15 protein-coding genes are annotated in these 14,474 nt (G+C 72.2%); 6 read left to right on the top strand and 9 right to left on the bottom strand.

The genetic code is table 11. The annotated features are described in order from the left end of the window. From VGX25_RS03390 to VGX25_RS03380, 3 genes are all read right to left on the bottom strand, one after another. Positions 1-814: PPE domain-containing protein (locus VGX25_RS03390; protein WP_326916084.1), on the bottom strand; the 814-nt coding region annotated here is incomplete at its 3' end. 1 nt (position 815) lies between these two features. Next, positions 816-1,289 (bottom strand): hypothetical protein, encoded by a 474-nt coding sequence (locus VGX25_RS03385; protein WP_326916083.1) that lies wholly within the window; start codon positions 1,287-1,289, stop codon positions 816-818. A gap of 82 nt (positions 1,290-1,371) precedes the next feature. Then, complete coding sequence (locus tag VGX25_RS03380; protein ID WP_326916082.1) at positions 1,372-1,500, bottom strand: hypothetical protein; 129 nt, start codon at positions 1,498-1,500, stop codon at positions 1,372-1,374. A gap of 102 nt (positions 1,501-1,602) precedes the next feature. Between VGX25_RS03380 and VGX25_RS03375 the strand changes: the two genes are divergently transcribed. After that, complete coding sequence (locus VGX25_RS03375) at positions 1,603-2,181, top strand: PaaI family thioesterase (protein ID WP_326916081.1); 579 nt, start codon at positions 1,603-1,605, stop codon at positions 2,179-2,181. A 12-nt stretch (positions 2,182-2,193) separates the two neighbouring features. After that, complete coding sequence (locus tag VGX25_RS03370) at positions 2,194-3,396, top strand: metallophosphoesterase (protein WP_326916080.1); 1,203 nt, start codon at positions 2,194-2,196, stop codon at positions 3,394-3,396. On the opposite strand, the gene VGX25_RS03365 is transcribed toward VGX25_RS03370, so the two are convergent. The 3 genes from VGX25_RS03365 to VGX25_RS03355 form a co-directional block, all read right to left on the bottom strand. Further along, positions 3,389-5,734, bottom strand: a complete 2,346-nt coding sequence (locus VGX25_RS03365; RefSeq protein ID WP_414635708.1) for a tetratricopeptide repeat protein — start codon at positions 5,732-5,734, stop codon at positions 3,389-3,391. The two genes, VGX25_RS03370 and VGX25_RS03365, sit on opposite strands and share 8 nt — an antisense overlap. A gap of 422 nt (positions 5,735-6,156) precedes the next feature. Beyond that, positions 6,157-7,107, bottom strand: coding sequence for a glutamate ABC transporter substrate-binding protein (locus tag VGX25_RS03360; protein WP_326916078.1), 951 nt, complete (start codon positions 7,105-7,107; stop codon positions 6,157-6,159). Between the two features lie 29 nt (positions 7,108-7,136). Then, entirely contained in the window at positions 7,137-8,498 is a 1,362-nt protein-coding gene (locus tag VGX25_RS03355; RefSeq protein ID WP_326916077.1) for a hypothetical protein, read from the bottom strand. Between the two features lie 283 nt (positions 8,499-8,781). Here VGX25_RS03355 and VGX25_RS03350 point away from each other — a divergent pair, with 283 nt between their 5' ends. From VGX25_RS03350 to VGX25_RS03335, 4 genes are all read left to right on the top strand, one after another. Then, on the top strand, positions 8,782-9,174 hold the full coding sequence (locus VGX25_RS03350) for a hypothetical protein (protein WP_326916076.1): 393 nt from the start codon (positions 8,782-8,784) through the stop codon (positions 9,172-9,174). Then, entirely contained in the window at positions 9,171-9,347 is a 177-nt protein-coding gene (locus VGX25_RS03345) for a hypothetical protein (protein WP_326916075.1), read from the top strand. Before VGX25_RS03350 ends, VGX25_RS03345 begins: the two co-directional genes overlap by 4 nt. A gap of 10 nt (positions 9,348-9,357) precedes the next feature. Beyond that, complete coding sequence (locus VGX25_RS03340) at positions 9,358-10,080, top strand: response regulator transcription factor (RefSeq protein WP_326916074.1); 723 nt, start codon at positions 9,358-9,360, stop codon at positions 10,078-10,080. Between the two features lie 62 nt (positions 10,081-10,142). Further along, the gene (locus tag VGX25_RS03335; protein ID WP_326916085.1) at positions 10,143-11,435 is read left to right on the top strand and encodes a HAMP domain-containing sensor histidine kinase; all 1,293 of its coding nucleotides are present in this window, start codon (positions 10,143-10,145) and stop codon (positions 11,433-11,435) included. Between the two features lie 59 nt (positions 11,436-11,494). Here VGX25_RS03335 and VGX25_RS03330 read toward each other — a convergent pair whose 3' ends face one another. From VGX25_RS03330 to VGX25_RS03320, 3 genes are all read right to left on the bottom strand, one after another. Beyond that, a complete protein-coding gene (locus VGX25_RS03330; RefSeq protein WP_326916073.1) occupies positions 11,495-12,127 on the bottom strand; it encodes a hypothetical protein in 633 nt (210 codons plus the stop codon). Between the two features lie 169 nt (positions 12,128-12,296). Beyond that, positions 12,297-13,193: a methylenetetrahydrofolate reductase [NAD(P)H] gene (metF, locus tag VGX25_RS03325; RefSeq protein ID WP_326916072.1), complete on the bottom strand. Its 897-nt coding sequence runs from the start codon at positions 13,191-13,193 to the stop codon at positions 12,297-12,299. 9 nt (positions 13,194-13,202) lie between these two features. Next, on the bottom strand, positions 13,203-14,474 hold a 1,272-nt coding region (locus VGX25_RS03320; protein ID WP_326916071.1), incomplete at its 5' end, for a vitamin B12 dependent-methionine synthase activation domain-containing protein.

Genomic DNA, 14,474 nt, shown 5'->3' with positions numbered 1-14,474 from the left:
GCCCCTGGCCGGGCGGGAACCCGCCAGGGCCGTACGCGGGGTCGGCGAAGCCGGCCGCGGTCGTGCCGTCATCGGTTCCGAGGGTGCCCGACGGGTTCTCCTCTGGCCGCGGACCGCCGCCCGGTCCCGGCCCCTGAGTGGGCGGGGCGTCCGGCGGCGGTTGGTCCGGCAGCGTCGGCGCGTCGTAGAACCTCGGCACGGTGTCGTGCACGTCCTGGCTCTGGGTGCCGTAGACCTGCATGACCCGGACGGCTTCGGCCTTCGCCGCCTCCTGCTTGTCGAAGTTGGGTTTCTGGTCGTCGAGGAGCTGCCGGATGAGGATCGCCGTGCTGGGACCGCCCGACCCCTTCACGTCGTAGCCCTCGAGGAACCGTTGCTCGGCGGTGGCGAACTCCGGCGGCGGCATCTCGCGCTGGGCGCGCTCCACCGCGTCGGTGTACTTCACGAGCCCGGCGCCGATTTCCTTGGCGGTCTGGCTCGCCGTGTCGGCCCACTGGGCGAGCTCGGTGCTGGACTCCGCCGCCCGCACCGCGGCCGTGCCGTGCCAGGTGCCGAGCAGCTCGTCCAGCGTCTTCTTCACCTCGTCGGTGGTTTCCTTGATCGCCCGACCGAGCTTGCGCCACTTCACGGCCTGCTGCCCCATCGGGACCGGCCGTGCCGACATGATCATGTCGTAGAGCTCGTAATGGTGGTAGTGGTCCCAGTTGATGGCCGGGAAGACGCCGAGATCGGCCTGGTGGCGATTCTTCCGGCGTCTGCGCCGGCCACGGGCTGCCCGCTCCGGGTCGGGATGCACCTCGGATTTGTAGGCCATGTCAGTCCCCCTCCCCCGGGCGTGTGTCATCGGCGGCGCGCAGCACCGCGGTGGCGTTGGCGTCCATCGCGGCGTAGGTCTTCAGCGTCAGGTCGATGGCGGTCTGAATCTCTTGCAGCTCAACGAGGTAGTCCTTGAGCACGGCCTGCACCCCGGTCTCCGGGTCGGCCCGCTGCAGGAAGACCTGGCGCATCCGCCGGGCGACCGGACTCGAGCCGTCCGGCAGATCCTCCGCCAGCTCGATCGCCGTCCTCCGATGCTCCGCCAGCTCGTTCCGAAGCATTTCGAGCTTGCCCTGGGCCCTGGCCATCGCCGCGGGATCGAACTCGAACCCGTCCATTCCGGTGCCGGCCATCCGGTGGTCGGGCCGGGCGCCGACCCGCACCTTCGCGTTGGACTTACCGGGTTTGCGGACCCGGTACTCGTCGGTCAGGTCCCGAGCGTCGCGCTCGCTGCGAATCCGCTCACCAGACATGCACACCTCCACGCCGGCGCAAAGCTTAGAGGGCAGAGGTCCACCATATGCGGCCCTGTGCACAGTTCGTCACATTGCGCGCTCAACTGGGCAACACGGTGAGCAGGAGCAGGGCCAGCCGCTCGGCCACCGTGGAGCTGCGTTCCAGAACCGGAAGCACGATCTCCACGACCGAGGGCTCGCTCGCGGGCACGTCGTCCGGTTCCGTCACGCCACCCAGGGTGAAGGACTCACCGGGGCACCGTCGATGACGGGTGCACGCCGGGACAGCGCGACGGCACGGGTCGGCAACCCGGTATCTAGGGTGGGCTTCGTGAGCCTGCCCCAGCCATGGCCGCCGGTCGCCACCGAGCCGGCCCCGACGCACCCGGAGGTGCCCCCGCCCGGCACCACGCTGCCGCAGCACTACGCCTACTGCTTCGGCTGCGGCGACGAGCAGGAGCACGGCCTGCACCTGCGGACCACGATCGGCGAGGGCCACACGATCCTCGGCCGGTTCACCGTCACCGAGGCACACCAGGGCGCGCCCGGCCTCGCCCACGGCGGCCTGCTCGCCTGCGCGTTCGACGAGGCGCTCGGCTCGGCCGTCGGCCACCTGCTGCGCCGGCCCGCGGTGACCGGGCGGCTGGAGACCGACTTCCGGCGCCCGGTCCCGGTCGGGTCCACGCTGTACATCGCGGCCCGGCTCGACGGCATCGCCGGCCGGAAGATCTACACCAGTGCCAACGGCCGGCTCGACGACCCCGAAGGGCCGCTGGCGCTGCGGGCCAGGGCACTGTTCGTCACCGTCGACTTCAGCCACTTCACCACGCACGGGCGCAAGCAGGACCTCGAGGCGGTGGCCAGGGATCCGAGCCTGGTCCGCCGGCGCCGGTACGACATCAACCCTTAGGCGGACGGCTCGATGATCTTTGCGCTCGTGGTCGGCGGGCTGGTCGCGCTGATCCACCTGTACCTGTGGAAGCGGCTGGTCAAGGACACGACCGAGGCGGGGCGGGCCCGGCGGGTGGGCGGACTGGTGCTCGCCGGGCTGGCCGCGCTCGTGGCGCTGACGTTGGTGGTCGGGCGGCTGGTCGGACCGGGGATCGCGCGCTGGTTCGCGTGGCCGGGGTTCGTGTGGTTCGGCCTGATGGCGTACCTGTTCCTCGTCCTGGCGGTGCTCGAGCTGCCGCGGTTGGCGCTGCGGGGCTGGACGCGGCGGGGGCCGGTGGTGGCCACGGCGATGACCGCGCCGGAGGCCAACACGGCGACGCCAGAAGCCAACACGGCGACGCCGGAGGCCAACACGCGGCGGGTGTTCCTGGCGCGGGGGTGCGCGGTGGCGGCCGGGGTGGCGTCGGCGGGTCTGGTCGGGGCCGGGATGGTGTCGGCGCTTGGGCCGCCGGAGGTGACCCGGCTGAGCGTGCCGCTGCGCCGGCTGGATCCCCGGCTGGCCGGGTTCCGCATCGCCGTGGTGTCGGACATCCACCTGGGATCGCTGCTGGGTCGCGGGCACACCGAGCGGATCGTCCACATGATCAACGAGACCGAGCCGGACCTGGTGGCGATCGTCGGCGATCTGGTGGACGGCACGGTCGACGAGCTCGGCCCGGCCGTGGAACCGTTGCAGGACCTGGTGTCCGGGCACGGCACGTACTTCGTGACCGGAAACCACGAGTACTACTCGGGGTACGAGCCGTGGATGGCCGAGCTGGAACGGCTCGGGGTGCAGCCGCTGCGCAACGAGCGGACCGGGATCCAGCGCGGGGACGCGGGTTTCGACCTGGCCGGGATCAACGACGTCAACGGCCGCTCGGTCGCCGACGGTCCGGACCTCGACCGGGCGCTGGCCGGGCGGGACCCCGCCCGCCCGGTGGTTCTGCTCGCCCACCAACCGGTTCAGGTCGCCGGCGCCGCCGAGCGCGGCGTCGACCTGCAGCTGTCCGGGCACACGCACGGCGGCCAGCTCTACCCGTTCCACCACGTGGTCCGGCTCGTCCAGCCGTCGCTGTCCGGTCTGTCCAAAGTAGACGACACGTGGCTGTACGTGACGCGGGGCGCGGGGTTCTGGGGTCCGCCGGTGCGGGTCGGGGCGGCGCCGGAGATCTCGGTCGTCGAGCTCAGGTGAGCGTGCGGGGGCGAATCTTGTTGGCCTTGTCTACCAGCGTGTGCCGCTGCTCGGGCGTGCTTGCCAGGCGGGCAAGGGCGCGGTAACAGCGCTCGAGGCCGAAGCGAAGCTCCCGTTCGGACAGTGCACAGCCGAGCAGACGGGCGGCACTACCGGGGCCGGGGGCGGCACCGGGGCGGCCGGCGCGCACCCAGCCGTACGCGGTCTCGAGCACCTCGGCGGCCAGCTGCGTGCGGCGCTCGGCGTCGAGGGCCAGCCGCTCCAGCCGGCGCGCGGCGTCGTGCAGGTCGTTCTCGGCGACCCGGGTGACCTCGTCGGGCCGAGTTTTGATCTTGATGGCGGCCACCTGCGCGGCGACGTAGTGGCTGGACGTGTCCGGCACCGACTCAAGCACCTCGATCGCGCCGGCCCTGGCGCCCTGCGCGAGGTACACCCTGGCCAGGCCGAACGCGGCGCTGACGTAGCTGCGGTCGGTGCGCCAGACCAGCTCGTAGAACCTGGCCGCCGGGAAGTGCTCGCCGGCGAACTCCGCGCTCACCCCGAGCGCCAGCTTGGGCGCGATCTCACCGGGCACCGCGTCGTAGACCCGGTCGAACGCGGCCTGCGCCTCCCTGGGATTGCGCATGGCCAGCGCGATCAGCCCGCGGTACCACTCCGGCCGCCAGTCCGCCGGGTGGCGGACCAGCGCCCGTGCCGACTCGAGCACGCCCGCGGCCGCGCGCAGGTCGCCGAGCTCGATGTACGCCTTGACCAGGCGCAGCCGGACCTCGATCGAGTCACGCGGCGCCGCGGACAGCGCCGCGACCTGCTCGGCCGGCTCGGTCACGGTGATGCTGGCCAGCACGCTCGCCGCGGGGTCGTCGGTGTCCACCAGGGGCAGCGGCAGCACCGTGGCCACCTCGATCGGATCCGGCACGGGCAGCGACCGGCCGTCGTCGGCCACCACGAGGCCGGAGCCGAACGTCCGGGTCTCCAGCGCGAAGACCGTCGACGGACCCGGCCGCGGCCGCCCGGTGCCCAGCGCCATCACCTCGCGCAGGACGCCGGTGAGCTGGTCGGCCATCTCCTCGGCCGAGCCGAACCGCTGCCGCGGATCGGAGTGCGTCGCCCGGCGCAGCACCCGGTAGTAGGAGGGGAACAGGGCGAACAGCGGCTCGGTGTCCGGCCCCGGCAGGCTGTGCTTGTGCTTGGTGGTGTAGCCGGCGAACTCGATCGACAGCACCGCCAGCGTGCGGCCCACCGTGTAGATGTCCGACGCCACCGACGCGCCCTCGGTGGCCAGCTCCGGCGCGCTGTAGCCGAGGGTGAAGAACAGCGGGCTGTCGTAGTCGTCGATCCGGCGGACCGCGCCGAGGTCGATCAGCTTGAGCTGCTCGCCGGACTGGATCACGTTGTCCGGCTTGAGGTCGCAGTAGAGCATGCCGATGCTGTGCAGATAGCCGATGGCCGGCAGGATCTCCAGCCCGTAGGCGATCACCTGGCCGATCGGCAGCGGCTCGGCCCGGCCGGACGTGCGGTGGTGCTCGAGCGCGAGCTGGCGCAGGGACTGGCCGCCGACGTACTCCATCACGATGTAGCCGACGCTCGTGCCGGTCTTCGGGTCCGGGTGCTGCACGAAGTTGTAGATCTTCACCACGTTGGGGTGCTCGACCTCGGCGAGGAAGCGGCGCTCGGCCACCGCGCTGGCCATCGAGGTGGCGTCGCCGGTGTCGATCATGCCCTTGAGCACGACCCAGCGGTCGCTGACGTTGTGGTCCTTGGCCAGGTAGATCCAGCCGAGCCCGCCGTAGGCGATGCTGCCGAGCACCTCGTACTGCCCGCCGACCAGGTCGCCGCGGTGCAGCCGGGGACGGAAGTTGAACGGGGTGCCGCAGTGCGGGCACTCGCCCTCGGCGGCGCCGGGCTCGCCGTCCTTCGACCGGCCGACCTCGGCGCCGCAGTTGTTGCAGAACCGCTTGCTCTCCGCGACGACCGGGTCCTCGAGCACCGCGGAGGACGGGTCCTTGACCGGCACCACGGGCACCTCGACGAGCCCGGCGCCCAGCCGGCCCCGGCCGGTGGTCCGGGACTGGGTGCGCCGGGCCGCGCCGGGGAACGGCCCGGTGCCGGGCTGGCTGTCGCTGGTCTGCCGGCCGTCGGTGCCCGGCCCGGGATGGGTCGGCGGCTGCGTGGCCGGCGGCTCCGCGATCACCGGCTTGGGTGGCTCGATGGACAGGGTGGGCGGGGTGGCGGCGAGCGCGCTGGTCGGCTGCTGGTCGTCCTCGGTCGTGCCGCCGGGCCGGGCAGCCGGCTCCCGCGGCAGCACCCTGGGCACCGGAACCCCTTGCGGCCACTGCATTCCCGGCGGCATCGGGAGCGCCCGCTGCCCGCCGGCCGGGGTGTAGTTGCCGGGCAGGTGCGCGGTGCGCTCGGCCGGCGACTGCCATGCCGGGGCCTGGCCGCCGCGGGCCGGCGCGGCCGGCCCGCCCGCAACGGGCGACGGTGCGGCCACGTCCGGCTTTCGGTGCCGCGGGGCGGGGGCCGGCGCCTCGTCCGATCCGGCGAGCACGTCCGGCGGGCGGAACCACCCGGTGCCCTCGCCGCCGGCGACCGCCGCGCGGCCGAGTTGCTCGGCGGCCGCCGCGGCCTGCCGGCGCAGCTGCTCCGCCCGCGCCGTGGGGTCGACGTCCCCGGTCACCGCGATGCCGCAGGCGCGGCAGTTGCCGTCGACGACCTCGCCGCCGCAACCCGGCCTGGGACATCTGGTCATGGCGTCATCACTCAGTCCCGGTACTGCGCCGGCGGCGGGGAGGCGGTCTGGCCGGTGCGGCTGCCGACCCACAGGGCGTAGCTCGCCGCCCACTGTCCATTCCGGACGGACTGCTCCAGCACGCCGTTGATGAACCGGACCAGGTCCTCGTTGGGCTTGGCGACGCCGATCCCGTATGGCTCGTCCCTGATCGACGGCCCGACCAGCTTCACGTTCGGATCCTGCGCGGCCAGCCCGGCCAGGATCACGTCGTCGGTGGACACGGCGTCGACCTGGTGCTGCTGCAGCATCACCAGGCAGTCCGACCAGGTGTCGGTCGCCACCGGAACCGGCTTGCTCCGGTAGGTGGCGAGCGTGTTGATCGAGGTGCTGCCCCGCTGCGCGCAGACCTTCTTGCCGCCGAGGTCGTCCAGGCTGGTCGCCGGCGAGGAAACGTCCACGAGCACCCGCTGCTGGGCCACGTAGTAGATCCTCGAGAAGTTGATCTTCTCCCAGCGCTCGCAGGTGGCGGTGAACGTGCGCACCACGATGTCGACCTCGCCCTTCTCCAGGGCGGGAATCCGCTCCGCAGACGAGAGTACCTTGTACTGGATCTTGTTGGGATCGCCGAAGATCGCCGCGGCGATCTCGTGCACCCGGTCGATGTCGAACCCCTCGAGCTCGTTGGTGCTCGGATTGCGGAAGCCGAACCGGAAGTTGTTCTGGTCGACGCCGGCGACCAGCCGGCCCCGATCGAAGATCCGCCGCATGGTGCTGCCGTCGGGCATCTGGCCGGGCGGCGGCAGCGGACCCGGCCGGAAGCTGGCCCGACCGTCGGCCGGGCACGACGGCTGCGCGGGCGCGGCCGATCCCGTCGTCGGGTTCTCCTGCACGCCGACCGGGCGCGGCCGGTCGGCGGAGCTGATCGGGGCCGGGTCGACCGGCGTGCCGGTTGCCCCGCACCCGGCCAGAAGTGCCGCCACGGCCGCGAAAACCGCAGCCCCCGCCCGCCTCATCGGTACTCCCGCAGTCGTTGGGTGATGCCAAGGACGATGCCGGCCGCGGCGATCAGCAGGAGCACCACGAAGCCGGGCACCAGGGCGGTCAGCGCCTGCCGGGAGGTCAGCGTCTGGTCGAGGAACTCCTGCCGGCCCGCGTTCAGCGCGCTGATCAGGTTCTGGTCGAGCTGGCGGAACGCGGTGGCGCTGCCGTCCGGCACGTTCTCCTTGGTGGCCAGCTCGACGGCCGCCTTGTAGTCCCCGTTGTCGTCGAGCTCGCGCACCCGCTGGTGCGCGCGGAGATAGGCATCGGTGTTGTCCTTGGCGGCCTGGACCTCGTCGGCCACCTGCTGGCTGGACGCCAGGTTCTTGGCCCGCACCAGCAGGTTGGCCTCGGAGTCGCCCTCGACCTGGGCCTTGAGCTTCTGGAAGTCCTCCTCGTACTCCGGGCCGTCACCCCGGGCCACCAGCGTGAGGGTCTCGTCGGCGCGCAGTTTCAGCGTGACGATCCGGGCGTTGACCAGCACCTCGACCTGATCGGAGCCGTTGCGCTGGCCATCGGCGACGTTGGCCGACTCGATCAGCAGCGCCACCGTCGCCCAGACCAGCCCGAGCAGCACCGCCACGGTGGCCGCGAACAGGCCGACGTTGATCAGGCGGTTGGTCTTGCGGGTGAGGTACATCTGCGCGGCGATCAGCGCGGCGAGCAGGAGCAGGGTGAGCCCGACCGTAACCCACGGGAACGCGCGGGCCTCGTCCTGCTCGGCGCCCAGCCGGTCGAAGTCCTTCTGGTAGAGCCGCTCGGCCGCGGGCAGGATCTTCTCGGCCATCAGCCCGGAGGCCTCACGCAGGTAGGCCGCGCCGACCGGAAAACCCTGCCGGTCGTACGTGCGGGCGGTCTCCACCAGCGCGGTGTAGACCGGCAGCTGCTGGTTGAGCTGCTGCACCTGGGCCTCGGCCTCGGGATCGCCGCCCACGTCGGAGGACGCCTTGGCCAGCGCGGCGCCGGCCTGAGCGATGTCGATCTCGTAGCGCGGGTCCGGCTCCACGCCGCCGGCCAGGAACGCGCTGGCCGCGGTGGCGTCGGCGTCGGACAGCGAGCGGTAGAGCTGCTGTGCCGCGGCGGCGAGCGGCTCCCGGTGCTCGATCAGGTTGTCGATCGTGGTCTGCTTCTCCTGCAGGGCAAGGGCGCCCACGATTCCGGTCAGCACCGTGAGGAGGACCAGACCGGCGGCGATCACCGACAGTCGCCCTGGCGTGGTCGCGGCCGATCGGGTGACCTGCCGGACCGCCGCCGCCGGGCTTGCGAGCACTCTGCGTGCCCCCCGGCCGGCCGGCGCGTCGGGCGGCGCGGTGGTCACCACGGCAGCTTCCACGACACGACAGTCAACCCGGTACTGGTGCCCACTGCGCCCGCTTTCCCCCGGCGGTTACCGGTCCGTGATGCAGACTCCGTACCGGACGAACTTAGTCCAGCCGGCCCAATGCTGGCCACTAACGGCGGTATTCGCTTCATGGGATCACGTCACGCTCCGTCACGAATACCAGCGGTGACCAGTCCGGGCTTTACATACCTCGAACAACACCCAGGCCGGTCCCTCATCTTGCGCGGCCACTGTGGTGCTCGCTCGATCACGATCAAACGTTAGGGAGTGAGCCATGCGAGTCGTGTTGACCGGATGTGTCCTGGCCGCGCTCATGGTGGGCGGCGCGGCCACGGCGAGTGCCCAGCCGTCGCCGTCGCCACCGCCGTCGGGATCGGTGACCATCACGCTCACCCCCGAACAGGTGGCTTTCCTGTGCGACAAACGGCTGCCTCGGATCTCCAACCGCGTGACCAAGCTGATCGAGCGGATCAACGGCGGCGCGGACGTGCGCGGATCCGTCGCGTGGCTCAAGGAGAAGGCTCGGCAGGAGCGCGACGCCGGGCGGGAGACCAGCGCGCAGCTGCTCGAGGAGAAGGCCGAGCGGCGGGCCGGCCGGATCGACGAGCTGAACAAGATCAACGGCTGGGTGTCCGAGTTCCGCTCCGCGCACTGCGGGGCGAAGTGACCAGGGTCGCGGCCGTGCTCGTCGGGGCGGTGCTGGTGCTGGCCGGCGGGTGCCGGGACGGCTCTGGCGGCGCGCCGCCGCTGACCGACCGGCCGGGACCGTCCATGGAGCGGCAGCTCGACGACATCGAGTCCACACTGGACGGTATCGAGTCCGAGCTGAACGACGGCTAGGGTTTCGCCTGTGGGGCAAGCGACGGAGTCCGCGGCGGGGCTTTCGGTGAGCCGTGGACTCGTGCTGGTGGTGGAGGACGACCGGGCCATCGCCGACCTGGTGTGCATGTACCTGCGCCGGGAGGGGTTCGGCACACACGTCGAGACCGACGGGCGGGGGGCGCTGGCCGCGGTGCGCTCGATGCGCCCGGTGGCCGTGATCCTCGACGTCGGGCTGCCCGTGCTGGACGGGATCGAGGTGTGCCGGACCATGCGCGCCGGCGGCGACTGGACGCCGGTCCTGTTCGTCACCGCGCGCGACGACGAGGTGGACCGGGTGCTCGGGCTCGAGCTCGGCGCGGACGACTACGTGACCAAGCCGTTCAGCCCGCGGGAGCTGGTCGCCAGGGTGCGCACGGTGCTTCGGCGGTCCGAGGGCGTCCCGGCCTCGGAGGTGCTGGAGGTCGGCGGGGTCCGGGTCGACCTGCTCAAGCGTCGCGTGTGGACGGACGCCGACGAGGTGATGCTGACGTCGACCGAGTTCGACCTGCTGGCCCACCTGATGCGGCGGCCGGGCCAGGTGTTCTCCCGTCAGCAGCTGCTGAGCGCCGTGTGGGGGTACTCCGCGGCGGCCGGGACCCGGACCGTCGACGTGCACATCGCTCAGCTGCGGGGAAAGCTGGGCTCCTCGAGTCCCATTAGGACGGTCCGCGGCGTGGGGTACGCCGCGGACTCGTCCGGCACGTCGTGCTGAGCGAGCGGCGGCCCGGGCTCGCGGTCCGGGTCACCGCGATCTGCCTCGTGGTGGCCGGCGTGATGGCCGTGGTCGCCGGGTTGATCTCCACCCGGCTGGTGGTCAGCACGGCGGAGGACCTCACCCGGCAGACGATGTCCGACCAGGCCGACGTCATCGCCGGCCAGCTCGCCGACTCGAAGCTGGGCATCCGCCGAGTGATCGACATCCTGCACGGCCAGGGCATCTCGGTGGTGCAGCGGCAGCGAACCGGCAACCTGGTCGGCGCCGACGGCCGAGCGGTCCGGGCCGCGCGGCAGGCCGGGCTCGAACGGGGGACTCTGGATTCCCCCGTACACGCGACCATCGAGCTGGACGGCGACCGCCTCCTGGTCGAGGCACGCGCGATCGACGAGCTGACCGCGTTCGCCATGGTGCGCCAGGCCGCCGTCGCCAGGGGCACCGGCCGCGCCCTGACCGGCAACATCGTGCTGGCCCTCGGTATCGGCCTGCTGGTGGCCGCCGCGGCCGGCCTGCTACTGGCCCGACGCCTGTCGAAACCGTTGCGCCGCACCGCCGACGTCGCCGCCAGCATGAGCCAGGGCCGCCGCGACCAGCGCGCGCCGGTTGAGGGCCCGGCCGAGGTGGCGCTCGTCGCCCACTCGGTCAACGAGCTCGCGGATGCCTTGCACCGCAGCGAATCCCGGCAGCGCGAGTTCCTGCTGTCGGTGTCGCACGAGCTGCGCACCCCGCTGACCGCCGTGCTCGGGTTCGCCGAGTCCCTCGCCGACGGCGTGGTGACCGGCTCCGACGTCCCCGGCGTCGCGCGGGTGATCGGGCAGGAGGCCAGCCGGCTCGACCGCCTGGTGTCCGACCTGCTCGACCTCGCCCGCCTCGGCGCCGCCGACTTCCGCCTCGACGTCACCCGGGTCGACCTGGCCGTGCTCCTCACCGGCGCCGCCGACGTCTGGCGCGCCCGCTGCGCGGCCGCCGGCATCGTGTTCCGCCTCGAGGTCCCGCCCGGCCCGGCCGTCGTCCACACCGACCCCCGCCGCCTCCGCCAGGTCATCGACGGCCTCGCCGAGAACGCCGTGCGCATGACCCCCGCCGGCCGCCCGCTCGTCTTCGCCCTCGCCACCGGCCCGACCTCGGCCACCCTCCAGGTCCGCGACGGCGGCCCCGGACTGTCCGATGAGGACTACACCATGGCCTTCGACCGCGGCTTCCTCCACTCCCGCTACGAAGGCACCCGCCCCGTCGGCACCGGCATAGGCCTGGCCCTCGTCCACGGCCTCGTCACCCGCATGGGCGGCACCATCCACGCCGGCCCCGCCCCCGAAGGCGGCGCCGCCTTCACCGTCACCCTGCCAGCCTGACCCGTCGGCCCACGAAAACCCTTGCCCCCCAACGACTCCGTGCGTCGCAGCGCCTATAACTAAGCAGCCCCCACCACTCCACGGGGGGCGAGCCCACGTCCATTGTACCGGTGGGGGTGGACGGATGATCTTGAATTGGGGGTGGGTGTGGACAGGTGGACGGCTGTGGATGGTGGGGTTGACAGGGGGCGGAGGTGGGGCTGTGCGGCCTGCTGGGTGTGGTGGGTGAGGCGGCGGATGGTCGCGATGACGGCCGTGCCGGGTGGGAGTGGGCGGTGGGGCGTGGGGGGTTCGAGCCAGCGGGAGCCGGGGGACGTGGTGGTTGTCGGGGTGAGCGGGAGCGGAATGGGTGTGCCGGGCGGGGCCAGTTGGACGTGGAGGGCGGCGAGGGCGAGAGCGGTGTCGGAGCGGACCGGCGGGACGGGGGCGGTGAGGAAGGTCCACTCGGCGGCGGGTGGGGTGGTGAGGATGGGGGCCGGGAGCAGGGTGAGGGCGAGGGCCTGGCGGACCCGGGCGCCGAGGTGGGCCGGGACGGTGATGGCGGTGAGGGTGGCGCCGGTGACGAGGGTGGGGGTGCGGAGGGTGATGTGCAGGGATACGGGCCAGCCGAGGGTCTCTTCGTAGGTGGTGCGGGCGTCGGTGAGGTCGCGGAGCCAGGAGGGGGCCGGGCGCGAGGCGAGTGGCGTTGACATGGTCGGCTTTCCACCCTGACAGGCCGTGGCGCCGCGCCGTGGGGTCGGTGACCTCAGGTGGACGCCCCGGTCCCGACCAGGGAGTTTTCCGGTGGCGTCGTCCTTCATGGCGACAGTAAAACCGACCGGCCGGTATGTCAATACCGACCAGCCGGTTCGGTTTGCGAGCCTAGGCGGCGGGCGACATGGGCGTGGACGCGAGGCCCAGCCGGGCGACCACCTCCTTGGTCGCTTTGGCCCGGTTGAGGGTGTAGAAGTGCAGGCCGGGGACGCCCTCGGCGAGGAGGCGGGCGCCGAGCTCGGTGACGATGTCGATGCCGGCGGCGCGGAAGGCGGCGGGGTCGTCGGCGAACGGGGCGAGGCGGTCGGCCAGCGACGGCGGGAGGGTGGCGCCGGACAGCTCGACGGCCTTGTCGAGGGTGCGCCGGGTGGTGAGCGGCATGAGACCGGGTAGGAGCAGGGTGTCGCAGCCGCGGGCGGCCACCCGGTCGCGCAGCCGCAGAAAGTCCTCGGCCTCGAAGAACAGCTGGGCGATCGCGAAGTCGGCGCCGGCGCGCAGCTTGCGCACCAGGTAGTCGGTGTCGGTGTCTACATCGGACGAGCGGGGATGGCCGTACGGGAAGGCGGCGACGCCGACGCAGAAGTCGCCGAGCGAGCGGACAAGGCGGACCAGCTCGTCGGCGTAGCTCAGGCCCTCGGGGTGAGGCACCCACTCGCCGTTGGGATCACCGGGTGGATCTCCCCGCACGGCAAGGATGTTGCGGACGCCGACGGCCGCGTACCAGCCGATCACGTTGCGCAGCTCGGCAACCGAATGGTCGACGGCGGTCAGGTGGGCCATGGCCACCAGGGTGGTCTCGCGCGCGACCCGGCCGGTCGTGCGGATCGTGCGGTCCCGGCTGGAGCCGCCCGCCCCGTAGGTCACCGACACGAACGCCGGGTCCAGCATCTCGAGGTCGCGGATCGTCTGCCACAGCCGCTGCTCGTCCTCGGCGTCGCGGGGTGGGAAGAACTCGACGGAGAACACCGGCCGGCCGGCGCGGACGCGTTTGACAACGGTCGCCATCGTCCAACCTCACGTGTTGAAGTACTTGGCTTCGGGGTGGTGCAGCACGATCGCGTCGGTGGACTGCTCGGGGTGGAGCTGGGACTCCTCGGAAAGCTTGACGCCGATGCGCTCCGGGTCGAGCAGAGCGGCGATCTTCTCCCGGTCGTCCAGGTTGGGGCAGGCGCCGTAGCCCAACGAGAACCGGGCACCACGATAGCCCAGCTTGAAGAACTCCTCGACGTCCGACGGGTCCTCGGCGGCGACCGACTCCCCGGAGGCGAACTTGAGCTCGCTGCGGATGCGCAGGTGCCAGTACTCGGCCAGCGCCTCGGTGAGCTGCACGCCGAGACCGTGGACCTCGAGGTAGTCGCGGTAGGCGTTGGCGTTGAACAGCTCCTGGGCGTAGTCGGCGATCGGCTGGCCCATCGTGACGATGGTGAAGGCGACGACGTCGACCTCGCCGGACGAGCGTGGGCGGAAGAAGTCGGCCAGGCACAGCCGCCGTTCCTTGCGCTGGCGGGGGAAGGTGAACCGAGTCCGCTCGGGCGCATCGAGATCCGGCGCGGAGAGGACCACCAGATCGTCCCCTTCGGACACACAGGGGAAATAGCCGTACACCACCGCCGCGTGCTTGAGGACACCGTCGGTGGTCAGCCGGTCCATCAGGGCACGCAGCCGGGGCCGGCCCTCGGTCTCCACCAGCTCCTCGTAGGTGGGACCCTTGCCGCCGCGGGCGCCGCGCAGGCCCCACTGGCCCATGAAGGTCGCGCGCTCGTCCAGCAGCCGGGTGTACGCCACGCTGTGGATTCCGCGATGCACCCGGGTGCCCCAGAACGGCGGCGCGGGGATCGGCACGTCGGTGGCCACGTCAGAACGGGCCGGCACCGGGGCGTCCTCGGGCTCGGCCGCCGCCTTGCGCGCCTCGGCGATGCGCAGCGAGCGCTGCCGGCGGGCCCGGCGCTCCTCCGCCTTCGCCCGAAGCTCCTCGTCCACCACGGGGGATTCGCCGCGCTTGGCCGCCATGATCGCGTCCATGAGCCGGAGTCCCTCGAAGGCGTCCCGGGCGTAGTGCACATCGCCGAGGTAGACCTCGGACAGGTCGTTCTCCACGTAGGCACGGGTGAGCGCGGCGCCGCCGAGCAGCACCGGCCAGCGGGCGGAGACCCCGCGGGAGTTCATCTCCTCGAGGTTCTCCTTCATGATCACCGTGGACTTGACCAGCAGGCCGGACATGCCGATCACGTCGGCGCGGTGCTCCTCCGCGGCGTCGAGGATGCTGGAGATCGGCTGCTTGATGCC

The organism is Actinophytocola sp. (genome assembly GCF_035942955.1).
In the GTDB taxonomy this organism is placed as follows: Bacteria; Actinomycetota; Actinomycetes; order Mycobacteriales; family Pseudonocardiaceae; genus DASYTH01.
This window is presented reverse-complemented; position numbering and strand designations above follow the sequence as displayed.

Excerpts from the sequence above, each read along its gene's own strand:
- VGX25_RS03385 (WP_326916083.1), bottom strand. The coding sequence starts at position 1,289 with ATGTCTGGTGAGCGGATTCGCAGCGAGCGCGACGCTCGGGACCTGACC.
- VGX25_RS03370 (WP_326916080.1), top strand. The coding sequence starts at position 2,194 with ATGATCTTTGCGCTCGTGGTCGGCGGGCTGGTCGCGCTGATCCACCTG.
- VGX25_RS03365 (WP_414635708.1), bottom strand. The coding sequence starts at position 5,734 with ATGCAGTGGCCGCAAGGGGTTCCGGTGCCCAGGGTGCTGCCGCGGGAG.
- VGX25_RS03350 (WP_326916076.1), top strand. The coding sequence starts at position 8,782 with ATGCGAGTCGTGTTGACCGGATGTGTCCTGGCCGCGCTCATGGTGGGC.
- VGX25_RS03335 (WP_326916085.1), top strand. The coding sequence starts at position 10,143 with ATGGCCGTGGTCGCCGGGTTGATCTCCACCCGGCTGGTGGTCAGCACG.
- VGX25_RS03330 (WP_326916073.1), bottom strand. The coding sequence starts at position 12,127 with ATGTCAACGCCACTCGCCTCGCGCCCGGCCCCCTCCTGGCTCCGCGAC.
- metF (WP_326916072.1), bottom strand. The coding sequence starts at position 13,193 with ATGGCGACCGTTGTCAAACGCGTCCGCGCCGGCCGGCCGGTGTTCTCC.